This window comes from Nonomuraea sp. NPDC005501 (genome assembly GCF_040605905.1).
Classification (GTDB): domain Bacteria; phylum Actinomycetota; class Actinomycetes; order Streptosporangiales; family Streptosporangiaceae; genus Nonomuraea.
This window is the reverse complement of the sequence record NZ_JBEXDT010000115.1, coordinates 1-24,874: the sequence shown is the minus strand read 5'-3', so window position 1 is coordinate 24,874 and position 24,874 is coordinate 1. Positions and strand designations below refer to the sequence as shown.

The 24,874-nt window shown below is 74.1% G+C and carries 25 protein-coding genes; 13 read left to right on the top strand and 12 right to left on the bottom strand.

Going from position 1 to position 24,874, the window contains the following annotated elements; genetic code table 11:
• Positions 1–145: 145 nt before the first annotated feature.
• From ABZS51_RS37165 to ABZS51_RS37145, 5 genes are all read right to left on the bottom strand, one after another.
• Entirely contained in the window at positions 146–2,350 is a 2,205-nt protein-coding gene (locus ABZS51_RS37165) for a hypothetical protein (RefSeq protein ID WP_355451424.1), read from the bottom strand.
• 137 nt (positions 2,351–2,487) lie between these two features.
• Positions 2,488–3,531: a hypothetical protein gene (locus tag ABZS51_RS37160; RefSeq protein ID WP_355451421.1), complete on the bottom strand. Its 1,044-nt coding sequence runs from the start codon at positions 3,529–3,531 to the stop codon at positions 2,488–2,490.
• Positions 3,528–4,010 (bottom strand): SigE family RNA polymerase sigma factor, encoded by a 483-nt coding sequence (locus ABZS51_RS37155; RefSeq protein WP_355451418.1) that lies wholly within the window; start codon positions 4,008–4,010, stop codon positions 3,528–3,530. Before ABZS51_RS37155 ends, ABZS51_RS37160 begins: the two co-directional genes overlap by 4 nt.
• Before the next feature lie 128 nt (positions 4,011–4,138).
• Positions 4,139–5,107, bottom strand: coding sequence for an adenylate/guanylate cyclase domain-containing protein (locus ABZS51_RS37150; protein ID WP_310710192.1), 969 nt, complete (start codon positions 5,105–5,107; stop codon positions 4,139–4,141).
• Positions 5,108–5,188: 81 nt separating this feature from the next.
• Entirely contained in the window at positions 5,189–5,953 is a 765-nt protein-coding gene (locus ABZS51_RS37145; protein WP_355451414.1) for a FadR/GntR family transcriptional regulator, read from the bottom strand.
• Positions 5,954–6,049: 96 nt separating this feature from the next.
• On the opposite strand from ABZS51_RS37145, the gene ABZS51_RS37140 reads away from it, so the two are divergent.
• From ABZS51_RS37140 to ABZS51_RS37105, 8 genes are read left to right on the top strand one after another with little or no spacing between them, the layout of a single operon-like run.
• Entirely contained in the window at positions 6,050–7,540 is a 1,491-nt protein-coding gene (locus tag ABZS51_RS37140) for an ABC transporter substrate-binding protein (RefSeq protein WP_355451411.1), read from the top strand.
• Entirely contained in the window at positions 7,537–8,484 is a 948-nt protein-coding gene (locus ABZS51_RS37135; RefSeq protein ID WP_355451408.1) for an ABC transporter permease, read from the top strand. The genes ABZS51_RS37140 and ABZS51_RS37135 overlap by 4 nt, the downstream gene beginning before the upstream one ends.
• Positions 8,481–9,320 carry an ABC transporter permease gene (locus ABZS51_RS37130; RefSeq protein WP_355451405.1) on the top strand — a complete coding sequence of 280 codons (840 nt, stop codon included), beginning with the start codon at positions 8,481–8,483 and terminating at the stop codon, positions 9,318–9,320. The genes ABZS51_RS37135 and ABZS51_RS37130 overlap by 4 nt, the downstream gene beginning before the upstream one ends.
• Positions 9,307–10,221 carry an ABC transporter ATP-binding protein gene (locus ABZS51_RS37125; protein ID WP_355451402.1) on the top strand — a complete coding sequence of 305 codons (915 nt, stop codon included), beginning with the start codon at positions 9,307–9,309 and terminating at the stop codon, positions 10,219–10,221. The genes ABZS51_RS37130 and ABZS51_RS37125 overlap by 14 nt, the downstream gene beginning before the upstream one ends.
• Complete coding sequence (locus ABZS51_RS37120; protein ID WP_355451399.1) at positions 10,190–11,083, top strand: ATP-binding cassette domain-containing protein; 894 nt, start codon at positions 10,190–10,192, stop codon at positions 11,081–11,083. Before ABZS51_RS37125 ends, ABZS51_RS37120 begins: the two co-directional genes overlap by 32 nt.
• Positions 11,080–12,282: a M20 family metallopeptidase gene (locus tag ABZS51_RS37115; protein WP_355451396.1), complete on the top strand. Its 1,203-nt coding sequence runs from the start codon at positions 11,080–11,082 to the stop codon at positions 12,280–12,282. The genes ABZS51_RS37120 and ABZS51_RS37115 overlap by 4 nt, the downstream gene beginning before the upstream one ends.
• Entirely contained in the window at positions 12,279–13,283 is a 1,005-nt protein-coding gene (locus ABZS51_RS37110; protein ID WP_355451393.1) for a P1 family peptidase, read from the top strand. Before ABZS51_RS37115 ends, ABZS51_RS37110 begins: the two co-directional genes overlap by 4 nt.
• The gene (locus tag ABZS51_RS37105; protein WP_355451390.1) at positions 13,283–14,710 is read left to right on the top strand and encodes an aldehyde dehydrogenase family protein; all 1,428 of its coding nucleotides are present in this window, start codon (positions 13,283–13,285) and stop codon (positions 14,708–14,710) included. Before ABZS51_RS37110 ends, ABZS51_RS37105 begins: the two co-directional genes overlap by 1 nt.
• A 21-nt stretch (positions 14,711–14,731) precedes the next feature.
• Here the strand turns inward: ABZS51_RS37105 and ABZS51_RS37100 are convergent, their stop codons facing one another.
• Entirely contained in the window at positions 14,732–15,502 is a 771-nt protein-coding gene (locus ABZS51_RS37100) for an SDR family oxidoreductase (protein WP_355451388.1), read from the bottom strand.
• 79 nt (positions 15,503–15,581) lie between these two features.
• Here ABZS51_RS37100 and ABZS51_RS37095 point away from each other — a divergent pair, with 79 nt between their 5' ends.
• The gene (locus ABZS51_RS37095; RefSeq protein WP_355451385.1) at positions 15,582–16,217 is read left to right on the top strand and encodes a TetR/AcrR family transcriptional regulator; all 636 of its coding nucleotides are present in this window, start codon (positions 15,582–15,584) and stop codon (positions 16,215–16,217) included.
• A gap of 49 nt (positions 16,218–16,266) precedes the next feature.
• Here ABZS51_RS37095 and ABZS51_RS37090 read toward each other — a convergent pair whose 3' ends face one another.
• The 6 genes from ABZS51_RS37090 to ABZS51_RS37065 form a co-directional block, all read right to left on the bottom strand.
• Positions 16,267–17,247, bottom strand: coding sequence for an aldo/keto reductase (locus tag ABZS51_RS37090; protein WP_310710209.1), 981 nt, complete (start codon positions 17,245–17,247; stop codon positions 16,267–16,269).
• Between the two features lie 112 nt (positions 17,248–17,359).
• Positions 17,360–18,124, bottom strand: a complete 765-nt coding sequence (locus tag ABZS51_RS37085) for an SDR family NAD(P)-dependent oxidoreductase (protein ID WP_355451383.1) — start codon at positions 18,122–18,124, stop codon at positions 17,360–17,362.
• A 54-nt stretch (positions 18,125–18,178) separates the two neighbouring features.
• A complete protein-coding gene (locus ABZS51_RS37080) occupies positions 18,179–19,387 on the bottom strand; it encodes a DUF6596 domain-containing protein (RefSeq protein ID WP_355451380.1) in 1,209 nt (402 codons plus the stop codon).
• A 92-nt stretch (positions 19,388–19,479) separates the two neighbouring features.
• Complete coding sequence (locus ABZS51_RS37075; RefSeq protein ID WP_355451377.1) at positions 19,480–19,827, bottom strand: YciI family protein; 348 nt, start codon at positions 19,825–19,827, stop codon at positions 19,480–19,482.
• Positions 19,828–19,923: 96 nt separating this feature from the next.
• The gene (locus tag ABZS51_RS37070) at positions 19,924–20,466 is read right to left on the bottom strand and encodes a GNAT family N-acetyltransferase (RefSeq protein WP_355451374.1); all 543 of its coding nucleotides are present in this window, start codon (positions 20,464–20,466) and stop codon (positions 19,924–19,926) included.
• 72 nt (positions 20,467–20,538) lie between these two features.
• On the bottom strand, positions 20,539–21,300 hold the full coding sequence (locus ABZS51_RS37065; RefSeq protein ID WP_355451371.1) for an alpha/beta hydrolase: 762 nt from the start codon (positions 21,298–21,300) through the stop codon (positions 20,539–20,541).
• 62 nt (positions 21,301–21,362) lie between these two features.
• On the opposite strand from ABZS51_RS37065, the gene ABZS51_RS37060 reads away from it, so the two are divergent.
• The 4 genes from ABZS51_RS37060 to ABZS51_RS37045 form a co-directional block, all read left to right on the top strand.
• Positions 21,363–21,932, top strand: a complete 570-nt coding sequence (locus ABZS51_RS37060) for a PadR family transcriptional regulator (RefSeq protein ID WP_355451368.1) — start codon at positions 21,363–21,365, stop codon at positions 21,930–21,932.
• 108 nt (positions 21,933–22,040) lie between these two features.
• Positions 22,041–22,277, top strand: coding sequence for a DUF6289 family protein (locus ABZS51_RS37055; RefSeq protein WP_355451365.1), 237 nt, complete (start codon positions 22,041–22,043; stop codon positions 22,275–22,277).
• A gap of 58 nt (positions 22,278–22,335) precedes the next feature.
• A complete protein-coding gene (locus ABZS51_RS37050) occupies positions 22,336–22,479 on the top strand; it encodes a hypothetical protein (RefSeq protein WP_355451362.1) in 144 nt (47 codons plus the stop codon).
• A gap of 113 nt (positions 22,480–22,592) precedes the next feature.
• Positions 22,593–24,874 (top strand): hypothetical protein (locus ABZS51_RS37045; protein WP_355451359.1); only part of this gene is annotated, 2,282 nt, incomplete at its 3' end.

Below are 24,874 nucleotides of genomic sequence, written 5' to 3'. Positions count from 1 at the left end.
CAGGACCGCTGGGGCATGTGCGGCAACCTCGTCACCCACGACGTCACCCACCCCATCGTCCGCGCGCCGTCATAGCGGTCCGGGCGGCGCCCCGCCTCGCCCCGCGCGGGGTGGGGCGCCGCCTTCCCGCCGGCTCACACCGGTGTCACTGCTGCGGGGCGCCCCCCGGCTGGGTGACGCCGTTGACCTTCAGCGTGTACGGCGCGTACTGCCCCACCTGCTCCGTCGGGTCGTCGTAGGCGACCACCGCGACCACCTTCGGGAACGGGGCCAGCACGGCGAGTTGGAGCCGGTTGAGCGAGAGCGTGCGCCGCCCGTCGGACTCCACCTGGAGCGCCACCGCGTGCTTGTCGTCCAGCCCGACGAGGCGGACGTTCCAGTTGGCGACCGGCGTCGGGTGGATCTCCGTCGGCGAGTCGAACGGCTCCAGGCTCGACCCGTCGCTCACCGCCGTGCCGCCGACCGTGACGTCGTCGATCCGCAGGCCGCCCTCGTTGACGCCCGCGTCGCTGACGTACCGGAAGCCGAGCAGGATCTCCTTGCCCGCGTAGGCGGCCAGGCTGAAGGTGTGCGGCTCGAAGCCGGTGGTGGTGCCGTTGAGCGCCGGGCCGAGCGGGCCCGTCACCGTGCGGTCGCCGGGGATGGCGGTGTAGGTGGCGCCGCCGTCCGTGGAGACCACGACGTAGCCGTAGTCGAAGCCGCTCTCCGCCCCGTACTTGGCCAGGAGGCGCAGCGTCGGGTCCGCGGTGGGGACCGTCACCCGGGTCACCGCGGCGGCGTCGAGATTGCTGGAGTTGCCCGACCACAGCACCGGGTTGCCGGCCCGGTCCGGGTCGTCGGAGACGACGGTCCAGGCGAGCGGCTGGGCGGGCAGCGTCTTCGCGCCCTCGAACGACAGCGACCGCAGGTCCGACCCGCGCAGGACCTTCCCGCCGGTCGCCTGGAGCGGCACGTAGTCGGCGCCGTTCGGGGCGGCGCCGGCCGTCCTGTACGCCGCCGGGTTGTCCAGGTTGACCGTCGAGCGCAGGCTCGCGGTGCTCACCCGCTTCTTCGGCACGCCGAGCATGACGCCCCTGGCCGACTCCCCGACGATCTTGTCCACCAGGGTCGCCGTCTGGTAGTCGTGGATCACCTGGTACGGGCTCTTGACGCCGCGCGCCTCCAGCGCCGCCCGCAGGCTGGCCAGGCCCTGCAGGTCGCCGTCACGGTGCAGGCGCGTCAGGAAGTCCGTGCCGTACCTGTCGTACAGGAACAGCATGAACGAGTACGCGTTGCCGTAGTCGGCGAGCACCCCGCTGGCCGTGGCGCCCTCGCCCCACAGGTTCAGCGAGTTCTCCGGGCCGCCGCAGTCGCGCGGGTTGGTGTTGTACGGCGTCTGCACGGTGCCGAAGCCCTGGAAGCAGTAGATGTGGCTGTCGGCGCCCCGGTCGAACACCGTGGCCTTCGCGTCGGCGTATCCCACGAGGGTCTGCGCGAAGTCCGACAGGCCCTCGTTCATCCAGGTGGTCTCCAGCGGGTCGGTGTAGTAGTGGGCCAGGTGCTGCCACTCGTGCGCGAACGTGTTCTCGTACTGGTGCGGCCGCGCCGGGCGGGAGGTGCACAGGTCGGAGGTGGGCTCGTCCGGCGGGTTGGCGCCGGTGCGGTGCAGCCAGTCGAACGCGTCGATCGTCATGACGTTGCGGTCGAGCAGCTCGTTGAACTGCGAGGAGAAGAACCCGGCGATGTACGTGGGCGCGGCCGGGAAGTCGTAGAAGTTGTCGTCCCTGACGTTGTCCACGAGCGTCACGGTGCGGTTGCCCGCGCCGGTGTAGACGCCGCCGTTGCCGTTGGCGTCGGGCCCGAGGGCGGCGTTGGAGCCGTCGCGGTCCGGCGGCCGGCTGAAGGCGGCGGACTCCTTCGGGTACATGTTGGTGTCGAACTCGTGGACGAGGCTCGCCACCTGCGCGTCGGTGACCTGCGTGCTGGACGGGACCTGCGCGCGGCAGTCGCCGGCGGGGAAGGCGAGGTCGTTGGCGACCCACACCTCGATGTTGTCGCCGACGCCGCGCAGCGTGTAGTCCTTGCGGTAGAGCCGCCCGTTGAAGTCGTCCATGCCGAGCCACTGCCGCACGGTGCCGACCGGCGGCGTGTCCGCGGCCTTCGCCCTGGCACTCGGCTTGGCCCGGTACGACGACGGCACCTTGACCGGCTTGCCGTCGAGGGTGAAGTCCTTGCGGGTGAGCTCCCGCACGTCGGACGGCGCCGGGGCCGGTGGGGCGGCGTGCGTGGCCTCCGCGGTGGCGGGAAGGGCCGTGAGGAGGGGTAAGGCGAGGAGCGTGGCTGCGAGCCCGATGATCCGGTGGCGCGCCATGGAACCCCCTTTTGATGGGTGTTGCCCGGGATTGTTGGGGACAAGCCGTTATCACCCGGGGCCGTGGGGGCGCGCAAGCGAAGCAGTTGCCAACAACCACCCGGGGTTTTCGTGCTCGCGCGCCCTCCACCTCACGCCTACTGCCGGAAGAGCCCCACCGACCAGCGGACCGGCCGCCCGTCCGCCGGCGAATTCATGAACAGCTTGAGGGTGACGGTCACCTGCTTGCCCTTCGCCACCTTGTACAGCGACATCGCTCCCGGGTAGGGCCCCTCCTCCCACACACCGCAACCGCTCGCGCCGCCGGTGTCCTTGCCGTCGATCTCGTACCTGAACCACAGGCGCGCGGCCAGGTCGCCGGTGCAGATCTGGTCGAGCCCGAACTCGCGGCCGTCGCCGCGCACCCGGAACGTCAGGGACCTCTCCGCAGGCCAGGTGCCGGTCCGGGTGTCCGCCAGCTTCCAGCGGCTCTGGTGGGCGGGGAACGCCCTGGGCGCCTTGGGCTCTACAGGAGTGTCCGGTGGTGTCCACTCGTACACGGCCATGGACATGGAGGCGCGCTCCGGCTTCACCGGGCGGCAGGGGCTCTTGGAGTCGGCCCGCACGCAGGCCGAGCCGTGCGTGGTCGTGTCGAAGGTGATCACGGCCCGGTCCCCCGCGCCCCGAGGCACGATCAGCGGCGCAAGCTCCCTGTGCCCCGTACAGGCGAACATGTGGGCCGGCACCGGTCGTCCGTTGACCTTGACCTGGAGACCGGGCATCGCCCGGCTCGTGCGGGTGCAGATCAACGCCACGTCCAGCGGCTTGCCGGTGACGGGGACCGTGACCGTGGCCTTCCTGCTGCCGGTCGCCCCGATCGAGGCCGTGGCCAGGCGCCGGTAGCCGGTGCCGTCCGGCGAGGTGAACGTCTCCGGCAGCCCGCCGGGGACGGGCGAACCGGCCAGCGGGCCGGCCGTGGCGGACGTGACGGCCGCCGTGTCGGGACCCGCTCCGGCCATGCCTGGCAGGAACACCAGGCCCAGCGCGGCGACCGCCGCCACGGTGGTCCCGGCCGCGGCGAGCCGCCGGCGCAGCCGGATCCGGGAGATGCGGGCCCGTACCTGCTCGTGGCGGACCGGGTTGGACGGGGGAGTGGCGTCGCCGTGCTCGCGCAGCACGTCGCGCAGCTCGCGTACGGTCATCGGTGGGTCTCCTCCATGATCGACTCGTCCACACGCAGCTTGGCCAGCGCCTTGGCGGTCTGGCTCTTGACCGTGCCGGGCGCGCAGCCCAGCAGCCGGGCCACCTCGGCCACGGGCAGGTCCTCGTAGAAGCGCAGCACGATCACCGCGCGCATCCGGGCGGGGAGGCGGCCGACGGCCCGCCACAGCTCCTCGCGGTCGCGGCCGGCGCCGCCGTCCACGGGGACGTCCGGCAGGTCGTCGCTCGGCAGCTCCCGCCGCCACTTGCGCCGCCACCACGACGTGTACGTCGTCACGAGCACGCGGCGCACGTACGCCTCCGGCTCCTCCACGCCGGGCCAGGCGAACCACGCCTTGGCCAGCGACTCCTGCAGCAGGTCCTCGGCCAGGGCCCAGTCGCGGGTCAGCAGGTAGGCCGTGCGTAACAGCCGGTCCGACCGCGCCAGCACGAATTCCTGATATATCGCCCGATCCGCCACCTAATGCCTCCTGCCGGCGCGGCGCGCCCGCACGCGTCTCGTCCGGCCCTCCCGCTGAGGGCCACTGCGGCTAGTGACGCATCGACGCGCCCGCCGGGTTGCCCGGCCTCAACAGGGAACGGGTCGGATCAGCCGGCGCGGCCGGCGCGCAGGATCGTGAACGGCGCCAGCTCGCCCAGGCCGCGCACCGACAGCCGGTTGACCGGGCGCAGCTCGAAGGCGCGGTCGCCCTCCAGCTCCTCGGCCATCTCCGGGTCGGCCAGGATGGTGCCGGGGCGGGCCAGCGCCGTGAGCCGGCTGGCCAGGTTGACCGTCGTGCCGAACACGTCGCCCATCCGCCAGATCACCGACCCCGCGGCCAGCCCCACGCGCAGCTCCGGCATGCCCCGGACCCTGGCGTGCGTCTCCAGCAGCCGCAGCCCGATCTCGGCCGCCTCGTGGGCCTTGCCGGCGACGAACAGCACGGAGTCGCCCAGCGTCTTGACGATCCGGCCGCCGGAGGAGGTCACCACGTCGGCGGAGCGGCCCTCGAAGCTGTCGACCAGCGTGGCCAGCTCCCGCTCGGTGATCTGCCTGCTCAGCCGGGTGAACCCGACCAGGTCGGCGAAGCCGACCGCCAGCCGTACCGCGGTGTGGTCCTGGTCGACCATGCGGCCGGCCGCTGCGGCGAGCTGCCGCTGCCACGAGTAGACGAGCAGCCGCGCGAGCGGGGGCACGACCCGGTCGGCCCGGCGGCGCCAGGCGCGGGACCGCTCGGCCAGCGGCACGCCCGCCTGGTCCAGCTCTTCGGCGCCGAGCTGCGCCTGCGACTCGGCCAGGCGCGTGGTGGCCCGCCCGAGCGAGCGGGCTATGAGCAGCACGTGCTCCTCGTCGTAGACGCCGGCGCTGACCATGCCGACCAGGGTCCTCAGCGCCTCCACGTCGGAGTCGGTGAACTCCACGGCGTCGTCGCGCACGTTCGGGAACCCGAGCGCCCGCCAGAACCGGCGCGCGCGGTAGACCGGCACCCCGGCCATCTCGGCGACCTGGTGGCTGGTGTAGCGACGGGGCTCGCGCAGGAACGCCTCGGCGAGCCCGTCCGAATCCTCGCGCGCCACGGCTGCAACATACACCCGTTAACGGGAGATAGCGCGTCCATATCCCAAGGTGGCCGGACATGTCGCGGTCCATCCGGAAAGTTACTCCAGCAGGGCCCGCAGGGGGGAGCGCTCGGCCGCCGGGACGTGGTCCGCGTAGTAGTCGTACATCGTCTGCCGCGCCAACCGGGCCGCCAGCGGGCCGTCGCCGGCGCGGACGGCGGCCAGCACCTCCTCGTGGTGGCGGATGCTGCGCCGCATCAGCGCCTCCCGGTCGGGCTCGGCGGCGAGCCGGTCGGCCACCAGGTCGACGACGATCGAGCGCACCACCTCGACGCAGATCTGGATGAGCTTGTTGCCGCTGGCCCGCGCCACCGCGTCGTGGAAGGCCACGTCGGCGGCGCTGAACGCGTCATGCCCTTCCGCGGCGCCCTCGCGGAGGGTGGCGCGCATCCGATCGATGGCCGCCTCCATCTCGGCGAGCTGCTCGTCGGTGCGCAGCCGGGCCGCCAGCAGGTTGGCCGACCCGTCGAGCAGCATCCGGAACTGCACCAGCTCCCCGAGCGACAGGCCCTCGACCCGGGCCAGCGTGGCCATGGACCTCTGCAGCGCGTCGGGGCTGAACGGCAGCACCTCGGCCCCGTGCGGGTCGCCCGGCCGCGAGCGCACCAGGCCGCGCGACTGGAGCACGCGCAGCGCCTCGCGCACCGTGGACCGGCTCACCGAGAACTGGCCCATGAGGTCGCGCTCGCTGGGCAGCCGCTGGCCGGGGCGGAGAGCGCCGCTCTCGACGGCCTGCTCGACCTGCTCCACGATCCGCTCGTACGCGCGTACGGTGCGTACCGGCTCGAAGCGTGGACCACTCATTGCGCCCCCTTGACCTGAGCCGTCGTCGGCTGGCAATGTGCGTAGCCTACTGGTCCGACCAGTGCACTAGCCAGGGCACAGCCAGGAGGCTTGGACATGAGGCGCATCGGCATCTGGATGGCCCTGGGCGGGCTCCTGCTGGGCACGGCGGCCTGCGGCGGCGGCTCCGGCGGAGGCTCCGGCGGAACGGCCGCGAAGCGGACGCTGGCGGTCGGGTTCACGGCCGAGCCGGCCAATCTCGACTTCACCTCCACCGAGGGCGCCGCCATCCCGCAGGCCCTGCTCGTCAACGTCTACGAGGGCCTGGTCAAGCTCGACCAGGACGGCCGGATCCAGCCGCTGCTCGCCGAGAAGACGGAAGTCTCGCCGGACCGGAAGACCTACACCTTCACGCTGCGCAAGAACGTCACCTTCACCAGCGGCGCCCCGTTCACGGCCGACGACGTGGTCTTCTCCCTCGGCCGCGTGCGGACGGACTGGAAGCTGAAGATCAAGTCGCAGCTCGACGTCATCGACAAGGTGGACAAGAAGGACGACACGACGGCTGTCGTCACGCTCAAGCGCCCCAGCAACGGCTTCCTCTACGCGCTGGCGACCCGGCTCGGCGCCATGTTCAGCCGCACCGGCGTCGCCGACCTGGCCAACAAGCCCGTCGGCACCGGCCCCTACCAGCTCGGCTCGTGGAAGCGCGGCGACTCCATCAGGCTCGACGCCAACCCGAAGTACTGGGGCACCAAGCCGGCGATGAGCGCCGTCACCCTCAAGTACTTCAAGGACGCGACGGCCATGAACAACGCGCTGCTGACGGGCGGGATCGACGTCATCTCCAGCGTCCAGGCCCCCGAGTCGCTCCAGCAGTTCGCCGACCCCAACCGCTTCGTCACCGTCGAGGGCACCACCAACGGCGAGGTGGTGCTGTCGATGAACAACGGCCGCCCGCCGTTCGACGACAAGAAGGTGCGCCAGGCCGTCCGGTACGCCATCGACCACAAGGCGCTGCTCGACACGGCCTGGGCCGGACGCGGCAAGCTCATCGGCTCCATGGTCCCGCCCACCGACCCCTGGTACGAGGACCGCGCCGGCGACTACCCGTACGACGCGGCCAAGGCCAAGGAGCTGCTCGGCGGCAAGACGTACACGGTCAAGATGCGCATCCCCAACCTGCCCTACGCCGTGGCCTCCGCCCAGGTGGTCAAGTCGCAGCTCGCCCAGGTGGGCATCACGGCCGACATCGAGCCGCTGGAGTTCCCGGCCCGGTGGCTGGACGTGGTGTTCAAGCAAGGCGACTACGACCTGTCCATCATCAACCACGTCGAACCCCGCGACATGGGCATATTCGCCGACAAGTCGTACTACTTCCGGTACGACAATCCGGAGTTCGGCAAGCTGCTCGCCTCCGCCGACGAGGGCAGCGAGCAGCAGCAGACCGACGACCTCAAGCAGGCCGCCAAGCTCCTGTCCGACGACGCCGCCGCCGACTGGCTCTTCCTCTTCCCCAACCTGATGGTGGCCAAGAAGGGCGTCACCGGCCTGCCCCAGAACGCCATCGCCGAGTCGTTCGACTTCACCGGGCTCGCCAAGCAGTGATCGTCTACCTGTCGAAGCGGCTGGCGGTGCTCCTCGCGAGCGTCGCCGCCGCCGGCGTGGCGGTCTTCGCGTTCATGGCCGTGCTGCCCGGCGACCCGGCCGAGGTCGCGCTCGGCGTCAACGCCACGCCCCAGGCGGTCGCCGAGCTGCGGGCCCGGTTCGGCACCGACCGGCCGCCGGTCACCCAGTTCCTCGACTGGTTCGGCGGGCTGGCCCAGGGCGACTTCGGCACCTCGTACGTGACCAGCTCCCCGATCGGGCCGCAGATCGCCGACCGGCTCGGCGTGACCGCGGTGCTGGTCGTCGGCGGCATGGTCATCGCGCTGCTCGTCGCCGTACCGGCCGGCACGTTCGCCGCCGTCCACCACCGCGACCCGCTCGGCGCGGCCGTCAGCGCCGTCAGCCAGATCGGCATCGCCGTACCCGCGTTCCTGGCTGGCATCCTGCTCGTGTTCGTCTTCGCGGTGAAGGCGCAGGCGCTGCCGTCCGGCGGCTACGTGCCGATCGCCGACGACCCGGCCGGGTGGCTGCGCGGCCTGCTGCTGCCGTGGCTGTCGCTCGGCTTGGTCCAGGGCGCCGTCCTGACCAGGTACGTGCGCAGCGCCGTGCTCGACGTGATGCGCGAGGACTACCTGCGCACGGCCCGGGCCAAGGGCAGGGGCCGGATGGGCGCCCTGTGGCGGCACGGGCTGCGCAACGCCTCCATCCCCGTGGTCACCGTGCTCGGCCTCCAGCTCGCGACCCTGCTGGTCGGCGCCGTCGTGGTCGAGCGGGTGTTCGTCGTGCCGGGGCTCGGTGACCTGCTGCTGAACGGCGTGGCCGGGCGCGATCTGCTGCTCGTCCAGGGCGTGGTGATGGTGCTGGTCGCCGCCGTCCTGCTGATCAACTTCGTGGTGGACGTCTGCTACGCCGCCCTCGACCCCCGCCTGCGGGGCACCCGATGAGGGGACGGCTCAACCTGGGGCTGGTGACGGGCGGCACGCTGGTCGGGATCGTCGTGGCGGCCGCGCTCGTCTCGTTCGTGTGGACGCCGCACGACCCGACCCTCGTCGACGCGGCCGCCAAGCTGCGCGAGCCCGGCGGCGGTCACCTGCTCGGCGCCGACAAGTTCGGCCGCGACACGCTCAGCCAGCTCATGGTCGGCGCCCGCACCACCCTCTACGTGGGAGTGGTGGCCGTCGGCATCGCCGCCGTCCTGGGCACGCCGCTGGGCGTGGCCGCCGGCATGGCGCCCCGCTCCCGGGGCTGGCTGTCGGAGCTCATCATGCGGGTGAACGACCTGGTGTTCGCCTTCCCCGCGCTGTTGCTGGCCGTCATGCTGGGCGCGGTGTACGGGGCGGGCACGCTGACCGCGATGATCGCGATCGGGGTGGCCACCGTGCCCGCGTTCGCCCGCGTGGCCAGGGCGGCGACGATGCAGGTCATGGTGACCGACTACATCCTGGCCGCGCGCGCCGCCGGCCGCCGCGGCCCCGCCATCGCCGCGCGGCACGTGCTGCCGAACATCGGCTCGGTGCTCATCGTGCAGGCGTCGGTGTCGTTCGCCATCGCGATCCTGGCCGAGGCGGCGCTGTCGTTCCTCGGCTTCGGCACCCGGCCGCCCACGCCGTCGTGGGGGCGCATGCTCCAGGAGTCGCAGGAGCTGCTGTTCTCCACCCCGCGCCTGGCCCTGTGGCCCGGCCTGGCCATCGCGCTGGCCGTGCTCGGCTTCAACCTGCTCGGCGACGGCCTGCGCGACCATCTCGACCCGAAGCTGAGGAGCATCCGTGCTGACGGTTGAGGGATTGAGTGTGCGGGCCGAGGACATCGAGCTGGTGCGGGAGGTGTCGTTCGGCATCGGGCCGGGCGAGCGCGTCGGCCTCATCGGCGAGTCCGGCTCCGGCAAGTCGCTGACCGCGCTGGCGCTCATGGGGCTGCTGCCCGACGGCGTGACCGCGTCCGGCACCGCCCGGCTGCGCGGGCGCGACCTGGTGGGCGTGCCCGAGCGGCGGCTGAAGGACCTGCGCGGCCGTACGGTGTCCATGGTCTTCCAGGAGCCCATGACGGCGCTCAACCCGCTCATGCGGGTCGGCGCGCAGGTCGCCGAGGTCATGACCCTGCACGGCGCCCCGGCGCGCGGCGCCCGCGAGCGCGCCGTCGAGCTGCTCGGCCGGGTCCGCCTGCCCGACCCCGAGCGGATCGCCCGCTCCTACCCGCACCAGCTCTCCGGCGGCCAGCGCCAGCGCGTCATGCTCGCCATCGCCCTGGCCAACGAGCCCGAGCTGCTCATCTGCGACGAGCCGACCACCGCGCTCGACGTGACCGTGCAGCGGCAGATGCTGGAGCTCATCGCCGAGGTCGCGCCCGCGCTGCTGTTCATCACCCACGACCTCGCCGTCGTCGCCTCGGTCTGCGAGCGGGTGCTCGTCATGTACGGCGGGCGGGTCGTCGAGAGCGGCCCCCTGCGCGAGGTGTTCGCCCGGCCCCGCCACCGCTACACCGAGGGCCTGCTGGCCGCCTCCCGGCTCCCGCCGCGCGGCACCCGCCTGGCCACCATCCCGGGCACCGTGCCGGCGGCGGGGACCTTCCCGGAGGGGTGCGTCTTCCGTGACCGGTGCGCCCACGCCTCCGACGTCTGCGCGACCGTTCCGGAGCTGACAGGAGACGGCCATGCCTTCGCATGCCGGCACCCCCGGGACTGACCCGGTGACCGCCACGACCGATGCGACGGCCGCGACGGCCGCGGCAGGCGGCCACGGCCGCGCGGGCGGCTCCCGGGGCGAGCCGCTGATCGAGGTGCGCGACCTCACCCGCGTCTACCGCCGCCCCCGCAGCTCGCTCACCCGCCCCGGCGAGGCCGTGCACGCGCTGAAGGGCGTGTCGCTGACTGTCCACCGCGGCGAGCGGTTCGGGATCGTCGGCGAGTCCGGCTCCGGCAAGTCCACGCTGCTGCGCCTCCTCTGCGCGCTCGACCGGCCCACGAGCGGCTCCGTCACCTTCGGCGGCCGGGAGGTGACCGGCCGTCCCGAGCGGTCGCTGCGGTTCCTGCGGCGCAGCCTCCAGATCGTCTTCCAGGACCCGATGAGCTCCCTCGACCCGCGCATGCGGGTGCGCGACCTCGTCGCCGAGCCGCTGGTCGCGCTCGGGGAGCCCGTCGGGAACCGCGTCGCCGAGCTGCTCGACGCGGTGGGCCTGCCCGCCTCGGCGGCCGGCCGCTACCCGCACCAGTTCTCCGGCGGCCAGCGGCAGCGCATCGCGATCGCCCGCGCCCTCGCGCCCCGGCCGGAGGTGCTCGTCGCCGACGAGCCGGTCAGCGCCCTCGACGTGTCGGTACGCGGCCAGATCCTCAACCTGCTGGCCGACCTGGCCGACGAGCTGGGCCTCACCCTCGTCTTCGTCTCGCACGACCTGGCCGTGGTCCGGCACCTGTGCGAGACCGTCGCGGTCGTCCACGACGGGCTCATCGTGGAGAGCGGCCCGGTGGACGACGTGTGGGCCGCGCCGGAGCACCCGTACACGCGCGCGCTGCTGGCGGCCGTACCGACCCTGGAGGGACTGCTGTGATCGACGTAGACGCCCGCGGAGTCGTGGAGTTCACCCAGGCGCTGGTGCGGATCCCCAGCACCAACGATCCGGCCCGCGGGCGCTGCGAGCGGCCGGCCGCCGAGCTGGTCGAGGCCCGGATGCGGGAGTGGGGCTGGGAGCCGCGCGTCTACGAGGTCGAGCCCGGCCGGCCCAACGTGGTGGCCGTCGTCGAGGGCGGCGGCGGTGACGGGCCGACCCTCATGTTCGAGGGGCACACCGACGTGGTGACCGAGGGCGACCTGTCGAGCTGGACGGTGGACCCGTTCGGCGGCGAGATCCGCGACGGGAAGCTGTGGGGGCGGGGCAGCGCCGACATGAAGTCGGGCCTGGCCGCCGCCCTCTACGCCACGCGGGCGCTCCAGCTCGCCGGGCCGTTCCCGGGCCGGATCAAGGTGTGCGCGCTGGCCGACGAGGAGGGTCTGATGATCGGCGCCCACCACTTCGTCGCCGAGGGCCTGGCCGCCGACGTCGACGGCGCGATCGTGGCCGAGCCGGAGGCGGGCGAGATCTGCGCGGTCGCCAAGGGCGCGCTGCGGCTGCGCGTGGACCTCACCGGCAGGATGGCGCACGGCGCGATGCCCCAGCACGGCCGCAACCCCATCCAGGCCGTGGGCGCGCTGCTCGTGGGGCTGCGTTCCCTGGAGAAGGAGCTCCAGGCGGCGCATCCCGCCCACGAGCATCTGGGCGAGGTGTACGTGACGCCGACCGTGGTGCGGGCGGGCACCGAGGAGCAGGTCAACGTCATCCCGGCGGTCGCGTCGGTCTTCGTGGACGTGCGGACCGTCCCCGGGCTCGCGCACGCGGACGTCGCCGCCCGGGTGCGGGAGCTGGCCTCCCACGACGGGATCGCGGCGGAGGTGTCGGTCCTCGTGGACCGGCCGCCGGTGGAGGTGCCCGTGGACGACCCCGTGGTCGCGGCGCTGGCCGGCGCGCACCGGGCCGTCACCGGCGAGGAGCCCGTCTACGGGGGCGTGCCCGGCTCGACCGACGGCACCGTCCTGACGCACTGGGGCGGCGTGCCGTCCGTCGTGTACGGGCCGGGCGGCAAGTGGATCGCCCACCAGGCCGACGAGTACGTCGAGGTGGACGAGATCGTGCAGTGCACCCGCGTGTTCGCCGAGGCGGCCCGCCGCTTCCTCACCGGGACCCGCTCATCCGGGCCTGGGAGGCGGGCGTGAAGGCCGGGCGCGCCAACGCGCTGGTCGACGTGCCGGGCCTGCGTGTCGGCCACGCGGAGCGGGTCGGCGGCGGCTACCGCACCGGCACCACCGTCGTGCTCGCGCCCCCCGGCGGCATGGTCGCGGGGGTGGACGTGCGCGGCGCCGCGCCGGGCACCCGGGAGACCGAGCTGCTCGACCCGCGCAACCTCGTCGAGCGCGTCCACGCGATCACCCTCGCCGGTGGCAGCGCGTACGGGCTGAGCGCCGCGTGCGGCGTCATGGAGCGGCTGGCCGACGCGGGGATCGGCTTCCCCGTCGAGGGCGGCGTGGTGCCCATCGTGCCCGCCGCCGTCATCTACGACCTGGGGCGCGGCGGCCGGTTCCGCGCCGTGCCGGACGGCGCGCTGGGCGCCGCCGCCCTGGACGCCGCCTCGGCCGCCGAGGCGCGCAGCGGGTCGGTCGGTGCGGGCGCCGGAGCGGTGGCGGGCGGGCTGGCCGGCGGCGTCGGCACCGCCAGCGCCGTGCTGCCCTCCGGCGTGACCGTGGCCGCGCTGGCCGTGGTCAACGCCGCCGGGTCGGTCCTCGACCCGGGCCGCGCGCTGCTGTCCGGCACCCGGTACGGCCTGCCGGGCGAGTTCGGGCCGCTGCGCGAGCCGTCGCCCGAGGAGTCCGCCGCCTGGCGGCCCGCCGCCGTCACCTCGTTCAACACCACGATCGGCGTCGTCGCCACCGACCTCACCCTCACCAAGGCGCAGTGCGGCAAGCTCGCGGGCGTCGCCCACGACGGGCTGGCCAGGGCGATCAGGCCCGCGCACACCATGGTCGACGGCGATACGATCTTCGGGCTGGCCACCTGCGGCGAGCCCGCGCCGGACCCGTACGGGCTGCAGGACGTGCTGGCCGCCGGGGCCGACGTGTTCAGCCGGGCCGTGGCGCACGCCGTCCTGGCCGCGACCGGGCGCGCGGGCGCGCCCGCGTATCTCGACGTGTTTCCCAGCGCCAGAGGGGGCGTGGCGTGATGAACGCCGAAGATGGATGGCCGGCCGGGCTGCCCGTGGGCGACGGCTGGGTGGAGACCGGGCTCTCCCGTGACGTCGTCTTCCCGTACGACGGCTCGGTGGTGGCGAGCGCGCCGGTCGGCACACCGGAGCTGGCCCGCCGGGCCGTCGAGGAGGCGCTCGCCGCGGCGCCGGCCATGGCCGCGCTGCCCTCGCACGCCCGCCGCGCCGCCCTGATGGGCGCGCACGACGCCCTCGCCGCGCGCCGGGAGGACGTCGAGCGGCTGCTCGTGCTGGAGACCGGCAAGCCGCTCGTGGACTGCCGGGTGGAGGTGGCGCGCACGCTCGTCACACTCGCCACGGCGGCCGAGGAGGTGGCCCGGCTGCACGGCGAGACCGTGCCCCTCGATCTGCTGCCGTCGGGGGAGGGGCTGATCGGGTTCTGGACGCGGCGGCCGATCGGCGTGGTGGTCGGGATCACCGGCTTCAACTACCCGCTCCTGCTGGCCGCCCACAAGATCGCCCCGGCGGTGGCCGCGGGCTGCCCGGTGATCGTCAAGCCGGCCCCCGCGACGCCGCTGGCCACGCTCTGGCTCGTGCACCTGCTGCGGTCGGCGGGCGCGCTGCCTCCGGCCGGGGTCCAGCTCGTGACCGGGGACGTCGAGGTGGGGCGGGCCCTGGTGGAGGACCGGCGGATCGGGGCGGTGTCGTTCACCGGCTCGGCCGCCGCCGGCCACGCCATCGCGCGGGCCGCCGCGCCCACCAAGGTGCTGCTGGAGCTCGGCTCGAACGCCGCGCTCGTGGTGGCCGCCGACGCCGACCTGGAGGCCGCGGCGGACGCGGTCGTGCGGGGCGGCTACTACGCCTCCGGTCAGGCGTGCATCTCGGTGCAGCGGGTGCTGGTGGAGGAGCCCGTACGGGAGCCGTTCCTGGCGCTGCTGGCGGCGCGGATGAAGGACGTCGTCACCGGGGACCCGCGCTCGCCGGAGACGCGGGTCGCGCCGCTGATCGACCCGGCCGCGACCGAGAGGGTGCTCGGCCGGGTGAGGGAGTCGGGCGGCACGCTCGTCACGGGGGGCGTCGCCGACGGCCGGGCCATCGCGCCGACGGTCCTGGCGGACGTCCCGGACGGGGCCGCCGTGTGGGACGAGGAGATCTTCGGCCCCGTCGTGTGCGTCCGCTCGGTGCCGGACCTGGACGCCGCCTTCGCCGCCGTCAACGCCTCCCGCTACGGCCTGCACGCCGCGGTCTTCACCCGCTCGCTGTCCACCGCGTTCGCCGCCATCGACCGTGTCGAGGCCGGGGGGGTGGTGGTGAACGACGTGCCGGGGTTCCGCGCGGACAACATGCCGTACGGGGGCGTCAAGGACTCGGGCGCCGGCCGGGAGGGCCCCCGCTTCGCCATCGAGGAGCTCACGGTCACCCGCATGGCGATCATCCGCCCGTGACCGCCTGACCTGAGGGGGGCGTCACAGGCCCGAGCCGCCCGTGGCGTCGACGACGCGGCCCGTGACCCAGCGGGCGTCGTCCGAGGCGAGGAACGCGACGACGTCCGCGATGTCGTCCGGCTGTCCCACCCGGCCGAGGGCGGCCACCGCCGCGGCCCGCGCCTGCGCCTCCGGGTCGCCGCGCAGCCAGCTCGCGTTGACGTCGGTGTCGACGATGCCGGGCGCCACGGAGTTGACCGTGATGCCGCGCGGCCCGAGCTGCTTGGCCAGGTTGAGGGTGAACGTGTCGAGCGCGCCCTTGGTCGAGCCGTAGGCGATGATCTCGGGCATCGCGATGCGGGCCGCGCCGCTGGAGACGTTGATGATCCGGCCGCCGTCGCGCAGCCGGCCCAGCCCTTCCTTGACGATGAAGAACGGCGCCCGCACGTTCACCGCGAACACCTCGTCGAACCCCTCCTCCGTGAGGTTCGCCAGATCGGTGCTGCGGCCGATGGCCGCGTTGTTCACGATGACGTCCACGCCGCCGCCGGGCACGAGCGGGCGGACGCCGGCGTCGAAGGCCGCCCACAGCTCGGCCGCGTCGCCGTGCCGGCCCAGCTCGGCCCGGATCGCGAACGCCTGACCGCCGTCCTTGCGGATACGGGTCACGACCTCCTCCGCCGAGGCGGTGTCGCGGGCGTAGGCCACGGCCACCACCGCGCCGTCGCGGCCCAGCCGCTCGGCGATGGCCCGGCCGATGCCCCTGCCGCCACCGGTGACCAGCGCGACCTTGCCGTCCATGGTCCTGCCCATGATGCCCCCCTTTTCTTGAGTGATTGCTCAACAAATACGCTAGCACGAATTGTTGAGCGGTCGCTCTACAATGGGTGGCATGACGACGGACACGGACGCGGAGGCCGGAGGGGTCCGGCGGGCCGCGCGGGGCAGGCCGCGCGCGTTCGACCGCGACGCCGCGCTCGCGGCGGCCACGTTGCTGTTCTGGCGGCGCGGGTACGAGGCGACCTCGATGGGCGACCTGACCGAGGCGATGGGCATCCGGCCGGGCAGCCTGTACGCGGCCTTCGGGGACAAGAAGGCGCTGTTCAAGGAGGCCGTGGCCGCCTACGGCCGTTCGCCGGTGGGCGCGTTCATGGGGGTGGCGCTGGAGGAGGAGCCCACGGCGCGGGGCGCGTTCGCCCGCATCCTGCGCGAGGCCGCCCAGATCTACCCGGACCCGTCACATCCGGCCGGCTGCCTGACCATCTGCGCGGCCACCAACGTGACCGTCCAGGACGAGGAGATCGGGGCCTTCCTGCGCGACCTGCGCAACGCCAACCTGGTCACCTTCGAGGCGCGGCTGCGGGCCGCCCGGGACGAGGGCGAGCTGCCGGCGGACGCCGACCCGAAGGCGCTGGCCGCCTACTTCGCGGCGGTCATCCAGGGCATGTCCCAGCGGTCCCGCGACGGCGCGACGGCGGCCGAGCTCGCCGCCACGGCGGACCTGGCCCTCGCGGCCTGGCCCGCCTGACGCCGCCCCGGGCCTTCCCCGCGCGTGGGCGGCCGGCCGGGAGCCCGCGTCACCAGCGGGCGGCCACCTGCGGGGCGATGAGGTCGTCGTAGACGTCCCGCACCACGCGCAGCGCCTCCGGCGGCAGCGGCGCGAGCCCGGCCGCCGCCGCGTTGGCGCGGGCCTGGGCCGGGTTGCGGGCGCCCGGGATCACCACGCTCACCCCCGGCTGGTCCACGATCCAGCGCAGCGCGAACTGCGCCATCGTCGCCCCCTCCGGGACGAGCGGCGCGAGTCGCCGCACCGCCGCCAGGCCCGTGGCGAAGTCCACGCCGGAGAACGTCTCCCCGACGTCGAACGCCTCGCCCGCGCGGTTGTAGGTGCGGTGGTCGTTCTCGGGGAACGTCGTGTGCTCGTCGTACTTGCCCGACAGCAGGCCGCTGGCCAGCGGCACTCGCGCGATGACGCCCACCCCTGCCGCGCGCGCGGCCGGCAGCACCTCGTCCAGCGGGCCGAGCCGCAGCATGTTGAGGATGATCTGCACGGTGGCCACGCCCGGCCGGGCGATCGCCCGCAGCGCCTCCTCCCGCGTCTCGACGCTCACGCCGTACGCGGCGATCCGCTGCTCGGCGACGAGCGTGTCGAGCGCGTCGAACACCTGATCAGAGGAGTAGACGGGCGTGGGCGGGCAGTGCAGCTGCACCAGGTCCAGCACGTCGACGCCGAGGTTGGCGCGGGAGCGGTCGGTCCAGGCGCGGAAGTTGTCCAGCGTGTAGACGCCCGGCTCCTGGGGCATCACGCGGCGGCCCATCTTGGTGGCCACGGTGACGCCGGGCCGCGTCTTCAGGAAGCGGCCGATCAGGCGCTCGCTGAGCCCGTCGCCGTAGGCGTCGGCCGTGTCGACGAACGTCACGCCCGCGTCGGCGGCGGCGGCCAGCGTGGCCAGCGCGTCGTCCTCCGCCACCTCGCCCCAGTCGGCGCCGAGCTGCCAGGCGCCCAGCCCGACGACGCCCACCCGGCGGCCGGTCCGGCCGAGAACCCGCTCCTCCATGCTCGCGGACACGTGCGCTCCCCTTTCACGCCGTTACGTTGTGTGAACGTTAACAGCCGGTACGGGCCTCCCGCGAGCCGCCCCGGCGGTGCCCCACCTCCGGGCCATCTGGTCAGGCGGGCGGGTCGAAGCGGCCGTCCACGGCGGTCCACCCGCCGTCCACGTACAGCACGGACCCGGTGACGAAGCTCGCCGCGTCGCTCGCCAGGTACACCACCGCCCCGGCCATCTCCTCCGCCCGCGCCCACCGGCCCAGCGCGCTCTTGGCGGCGTACGCGTCGTACCAGGCGGGGTCGTCCTTGATCTGCCGGGTCAGCGGCGTCTCCACCACCCCGGGGGCGACCGCGTTGACCCGCACCCCGTACGGGCCGAACTCGGCGGCGGCCGTGCGCAGGAGCTGCACCAGCCCGGCCTTGGTGGCCGAGTAGACGCCCTGACCCGGCTCCGTCACCGACGCCCGGATCGACGCGAACCCGATGATCGACCCGCGCCGTCGCTCCACCATCCCGGCACCGAAGGCGCGGACCACGTCGAACGAGGCCCGCAGGTTGAGGTCCACCACCCGGGCGAACTCCTCGCCGGAGTAGTCCAGCAGCCGCTTGCGGACGTTGGTGGCGGCGGTGAACACGAGCACGTCCGCCGGCTCGCCGTCCGCCGCCTCCCGCACCGCGTCCGCGTCCAGCACGTCGAGCAGCCGGGCCGTCCCGCCGGCCCGCGCGGCGGTCTTCTCGGCGGCCGGCAGGTCGCGGTCCGCGCACACGACCTCGGCGCCGTGCGCGGCCAGGGCCAGCGCCGCCTCCCTGCCGATGCCGCTCCCGGCCCCGATCACCACAGCCCGCCGCCCGTCGAGGCGGAACAACGCGTCGTATCCCGTCATACGCAGCACCCTAGCCACTGGTCGGACCAGTGCACCAGGTATCCCCGGTGTCTCTCAGGTCAGCGTGGCGCGGGCCCGCCGCAGGAAGTCCTGCTCGGCGGCGTTGGCCGTGCGGCCGATCGCCGCGTCGTAGGCGTCCGCCGCCTCCGCCGTACGCCCCACTCGCCGCAGCAGGTCGGCGCGTACGACGTGGAACACGTGGTACCCGTCCAGGTCCAGCTCCTCCACCAGGGCGAGCGCCGCCCGCGGGTCCTCGGCCTCGGCCACCGCGACGGCCCGGTTCAGCGCCGCGACCGGGGACGGGGCGACGGCCAGGAGCTGGTCGTACAGCCGCACGATCTGCCCCCAGTCGGTGTCCGCGGCCGTGCGCGCGTCGCCGTGCACGGCGTTGATCGCGGCCTGGATCTGGTACGGCCCCGGCCGCCCGCGGCGCAGACAGCGGCGGACCAGCGCGTGGCCCTCGGCGATCAGCTCCCGGTCCCAGAGCGAGCGGTCCTGCTCCGGCAGGGGCACCAGCCTCCCGCCGGGCGTGGTGCGGGCGGCCCGGCGCGCGCCGACGAGGAGCATCAGCGCGAGCAGCCCCAGCACCTCGGGCTCGTCCGGCATCAGCTCCGCCAGCAACCGCCCCAGCCGTACGGCCTCCGCGCACAGGTCGTCGCGGACGAGCCGGTCCCCGGCGGCGGCGGTGTGTCCCTCGGTGAAGACCAGATAGACCACGGCCAGCACCGAGCGGAGCCGGTCCGGCAGGTCCGCCTCGCGCGGCACCCGGTACGGGATCCGCGCGTCGCGGATCTTCGCCTTGGCCCGCACCAGCCGCTGGGCCATGGCCTGCTCGCTCACCAGGAACGAGCGGGCGATCTCCGCGGTGCCGAGCCCGCCGAGCAGCCGCAGCGTCAGGGCGACCTGGGCGTTGACGGCCAGGGCCGGATGGCAGCAGGTGAAGATGAGGCGCAGCCGGTCGTCGTGCACGGGTCCCTCCTCGGCGGTGGAGCCGGGGTCGTCCCCCGCGTGCAGCAGGGCCGCGGCGGCGTGCCGGTCGGCCCGGGACGACTCGCGGCGCAGCCGGTCGACGGCCCGGTTGCGGGCGGTCGTGATGATCCAGCCGGCCGGGCTCGGCGGCGTCCCCTCGGCCGGCCACCGGTCCAGCGCCACGGTGAACGCGTCCTGGACGGCCTCCTCGGCGAGGTCGATGTCGCGGAAGTGGCGCACCAGCACGGCCACCGCCCGGGCGTACTCCCGCCGGAACACCCCCTCGACGTCCACCGGCCGGTTCAGCGGGTCCGGCGCTCGCGGCGGCTGAGGCCGGCCCGGCCCCTCCGGGGAGGAGGGGCCGGACGCGGGCGGCACGTCGCGGGTCAGCGCAGGTCCTTGAACGGGCGGACCTCGATCGGCAGCCCGCTGGCGGCCCCGATCCTGCGCGCCCACTCCAGCGCCCCGTCCAGGTCGTCCGCCCGTACGACCACGAAACCGCCGATGTGCTCCTTGCCTTCGGTGTACGGGCCGTCGGTCATGAGCATGTCGCCGTCGCGTACCCGGACCACGGTGGAGCTGCTCGCCGCGTGCAGCCCGCCGTCGAACACCCACGCGCCCGCCTCCCGCATCTCCCGGTTCACGACCGCGAGCTCCCTCATGATCGGCTCCAGGACCTCGGGCGGCGGCGGGTCCCCGTCCGGCTGGTACAGGCTGAGCAGGTACTGCTGCATGGGTGTCTCCTCGGTGTCGTGGCCGGCGCCGTCGCCGTCCTCTCACCCTCTACACGAACGGACCGCGCCGGGATCGACATCCAGGGCCCGGCGAGTTCACGACCTTCCCGCTTCCCATTCGCCGCGCAGCAGCTCGTACTCGACCTCGCCCTCCTCCGAGCCGTCGATCCGCTCCGGCCAGTCCTGGAAGAACGTCCGCGCGAACCGCAGGCCGCACTTCTCCATCACCCGCCGGGAGCCGCGGTTCACGGTCATGGTCCGGGCGAACACCCGCCGGGCGCCCAGCTCGCCGAACGCCTTGTCGATCAGCGCCAGGGAGCCCTCCGTCGCGTACCCCTTGCCCCAGGACGCCTTGCGCAGCCGGTAGCCCAGCTCCGGCTCCGCGGGATCGCCGCCGCGCGCGGGCCGCAGGTGGAACCAGCCGGCGAACTCGCCGGTGTCCCGTTCGATCGCCGCGAAGAAGCCCGAGCGGATGAAGGCGGGCAGGACCTCCTCCACGATCTTCTCGCGCGGCGTGGGCCTGCCGCCGGAGAGGAACCGCATCACCTCGGGGTCGCTGTCCAGCTCGACCAGCAGCTCGGCGTCGTCCTCGGTGAAGCGGCGCAGGAGCAGCCGGTCGGTCGTCAGAAAGATGTCCACGGGCCCACGGTAGCCAGCGGGGACGGCGACTCTCGACGGCATTTCCGTTGCGCGGGACCCGGAAGGCGACCGTCAGGGCAGGAGCCCGGCGATGGCGCGGGCGAAGGCTTCGGGGTTGTCCAGCATGACGTTGTGGCCCGCGTCGGGGATCTCCAGGAGCCCCACGCCCGCGGCGGCGAGGTCGCCGGCCGAGGCGGGGGCCTCGCCCTCCGGATACAGGTACGCGCGCGGGATCGGCAGGGCCATGAGCAGCTCGCGCATGGTCGGGTCCGTGCCCTCGGCCAGGCTCACCGCCGAGCGGTGGAGCGCGCGGCGGTCCGCCAGGCGCATGGTGGACCACCAGTGCGGACCCACCCGGTCGCGGACCTCCCTCCAGCCGTGGTCCACGAAGTCGTCCTCCGTGTGGCTCGCGATGCCGCTGCCGCCGGGCGTGACCGGTGTGGGCGGATAGGGGTCGAGGTTGGCGTCGACGAGGATGAGGCGCTCGGCGATGCCGGGATGGCGGGCGGCCAGGACGATGGCCACCGCGCCGCCCATGCTGTGCGCGATCAGGGACATCCGGCTCGCCCCGGCCTGCCGCAGGGCTGTGGCGAGCGTGTCGGCGTGGGCCTCGAGGGTGTAGGAGAAGTCGGCCGGCCGGTCGCTGATGCCGAACCCGAGCAGGTCGACGAGGAGCGAGCGGCGGCCGGCCAGCAGCGGGTGAGCCGCCGTGGCCGCGTAGTAGGGGGCCGACATGGCGCCCAGGCCGTGCACGTAGACCACGGCCGGATCGGTGCCGGGCAGCTCGACCCAGCGCATCCGGGCGCCGCTCGGGTGGACCGTCGCGTCACGCATGAGTGAACCTTTCCTGATGCATCGTAAGCAATATATATCGGCTTCGAGGTATAGTAGGGGACATGCTGGAGCTGGCGATCCTCGGGTTCCTCAGGGAGCGGCCGTCGCACGGGTACGAGCTGCGCGTGAAGGTGGCCGCGTTGACCGGCCACGTCCGCCCCGTGGCGGACGGCACGCTCTACCCGGCGATCAAGCGCATGGCCGCCGCCGGGTGGGTCACGAGGAAGGACGAGCCCGGCGCGGCCGCGGCGCCGCGCCGCGTCCTCTATCTGACCGGCGCGGGGACGGCGGAGCTGGAGCGGCGGCTGCGCGCACCCGCCCCGCTCGACATCAGCGACGAGAACCGATGGTTCGCCCTGCTCGCCTTCCTGCGGCATCTGGACGACCCGGCCGCCCAGGCGGAGGTGCTGCGCAGGCGGCTCGCGTTCCTGGAAGAGCCGACGAGCTTCTTCTACGACGGCGACCGGCCGATGGGGGCGGAGGAGTTCGGCGACCCCTTCCGGCAGGGGCTGCTGGCCATCGCGCGGGCCACCGGTCAGGCGGAGCTGACCTGGCTGCGCACCACCATCGACGCCCTCGAGCGGGAAGCCGGTGAGGAAGGTCGCGGCTCGATGCGGCACAGTGGGACATGAGCCCCTCTTGCGTTTTCCTCCCCGGGGACGGATCATCTCGATCACCGGTTGGGCCGCCCATGAAGTCGCGGGATCTTCGTGCTGTTTCGTGCTCAGGGAGGATGACTGATGATCCGTCGCGTACTGGCCGTCGCGGCCATGGCCACCGCCGCGCTCGCCACCGTCCCGGCCGGTGCGCAGGCCGCCCCTGCCTGCGGCGCCGGCTACATGTGCAACACCCAGTACTTCTCCGACCCGGCGCGCACCAACTTGGTCGGGGTCAAGACGCAGTTCTGCGATGGTGAGGTCTCGACCTGGGGCAGGGTCACCGGCTACATCACGTGGTCCACGAGCCCCTGCACCTGATCGAAGGCATCCGGCGGAGCCTGCGGCGCATGCGCCGGCGGCTCCGCCGGACTCATCTGTGCTCGATCGTCGCCGTGCCGCCGTGCCGCTGTCGCGGCTGGTGATGGGCGGTCTCTACCGGTACGCGCGCGACCCCATGTACGTGGCCATCCTCGCGGCGGTGCCGGACCGGCGGGCACGGCTGCGGGCGTACCGCCCGTGATCGATCTGGGGCCCCATGTTGAGCCCAGATTGACGAATAGTGAGGAAATGTGGTCGGGTCGTAACTCTCGTTAGAGATGTGATGATTGAGACCGCTTCGGGGGTAAGCGTTAGATGTCGCGGTATCCACGGCACGCGTTCGCGCGCGTGCTCGCCTCCGCGTCCCTGGCCGGCGCCGTTCTGACGACCGGCTCCGCGGCGGTGAACGCGGCGGAGCCCCTGTCAGAGGCGGGTCCGGCGGGTGCGGGGGCAGTGGACGGCGCGACGCCCCACCCGATGCGGGGTCTCGTCCGGGCGGCGCAAGTCTCCGGCGCCGCCCGGACGATCAGTCCCGCGGTCCTCTCCCCGGCCGACTCCGCCGGGGTGCGGGTGCGGCCGGTGCCGGCCGTTCGCCTGCCCGCTCCCGCCACCGTGAACGTCCCCACGGAAGCGTCCCCGGCCCTGCGGGACGCCGACGGCCGGCTCGCGGCGCCCGCCGCTCCGGAGATCACCGTCCCGGCGGGGCCCAGGCTGGTGAGCGAGGTCGAGCGCGAGGCGGCCCGCCACGTCGGCGCGGACGGCCCCGGCGTACGGTCCGTGCTCCCCGACACCCGCGACGCCCGCCCGCTGACGGTGAAGAGAGCGCCGGCCACCTTGTCCCGCTCCCTCGCCGACACCCTCACCGGCGCCTTCCCCACCGGAGGCGGCACGTCGGGCGGCACGTCGGGCGGCACGTCGGCTGGGGTGACGTACCGGCTGTGTGTGGAGAGCGCCGAGGTGCCGGTCTCGTGTTCGGCGGTCCGGCCCGTGGCGGTGCCGGTGGTGGCCGACGTCACCGGCGACGGCCTTCCCGACCTGGCCGCCGGCCTGGTGCCCGCCGCCCGTCCCCAGGAGGGCGCCGTGGGCCTCGGGTTCGCCGTGCGGCGGCTGCCCGGCGCCGCCGGCGGACTCAGGGCGCGCGTGTGGGCCGAGTACGACGGGCGCGTGTCGGTCGGCTTCGACGGGCTCCGCAAGGGGGCGTCCCTGTCGGACGCCGACCGTGGCACGTTCACCGTCGACCTGTCCGGCACGCGGGTGCGGGCCGCCGTGAAGCGCACGAAGCCGGGCGCCTCCGCGGCCGTCATGGCCGGGCTGACCGGCCGCGCCGCGGTGAGCCTCACCCAGACGCCCGCCACCGCCAGCCTCACCGTCGACGCCGACCTCAGCACCCCCGCGCTGGAGATCTCCGCCTCCGCCCCCGCCAGGATCGACGCCGTGGCCGTGGACCGCGGCAGGTACACGCGGGCCGTGCTCGACCGCATGCCCACCCGGGCCCGGATCGAGCTGGCCCGCGGCGACGGGTCCGCGCGGGTGCGGTTCACCGGGTCCAGCCCGGCCGGACGCGCGGAGCTGCGGAGCTACGTCTACGGCGACGGCCGCCTGTCGCGGGCGATGACCGCCGAGCTGCGCGACGTGCCGCCGTCCCTGACCGCCACGTACGGGACCGGCGGCGGCCGGCACACCCTGGAAGTGACCTCCGGCGGGGCGCGGGCGGGCGCCGCCAGGCTGCTCTACTTCGACCGGGCCGCCGGCCGGACCGTGCTGCGGGCCGAGCTGGACGGCCTGCCGGCCAAGGTGCGCCTGGAGAGCGACCCGGCCGCGAACCGCGTCACCCAGACCGCCGGCACCGCCATCGGCAGGCTCGCCGTGGTGCTCCAGCGGGGCGGCGGCGCGGTGTCCAGCCCCCGCGGCGGGCACGTCACCATGATCAAGAGCGGTGCGGCGCTGGGCGTCTCGGCGTTGCTGACCGGGGTGTCGGGGCTCGACGTGACGTACGGCTCCGCGCCGCGCGCCCGCCTGGAGGGCGGCTCAGGCGGGTCCTTCGTCGCCGCCGCGAGTCTGGACGGGACGCGGCTGGCCCGGGTCGAGCTGTCCGACACCCCCGGCGACGTGGACGTGAGCCTCGACCCGGCCGCGGGGAAGGCCGTCTACCGGGGCACGGGGGTGATCCGCCAGGCGCGGGCCTCGTACACGGACCTGAAGGCGGGCCCGACGATCGACGCCGTGGTGTCCGGGGTGCGGGGGGAGGTGGCGGCGTCGTGGGCGCTGGGGGAGCGGTCCGTGGTCGAGGTCCGCGGGACGTCCCGGCTGCCCCGGGTCCGCCTGTACGCGGCCGGGAAGCCCGCCGCCGGCGCCGCCGACCCGGCGGACGACGTGCGGGCGGACGACGTGCGGGCGGAGATCGGCGGCGCGGGGCGGCGCGTGCGGCTGGTGGCCGACACCGCCGCCCGTACCCTCACCTGGACGTCCGACCGGCCCGTCGGCTCCGTCGCCGCGCTGGCCAGCTCTGAAGCTGCCGCCGCCGAGGACCATCAACCGGCTCTGCCGAGATGGGTGGCTCAGAATAATCGCCCCGACGAGACCGCCGAATCCCCTCG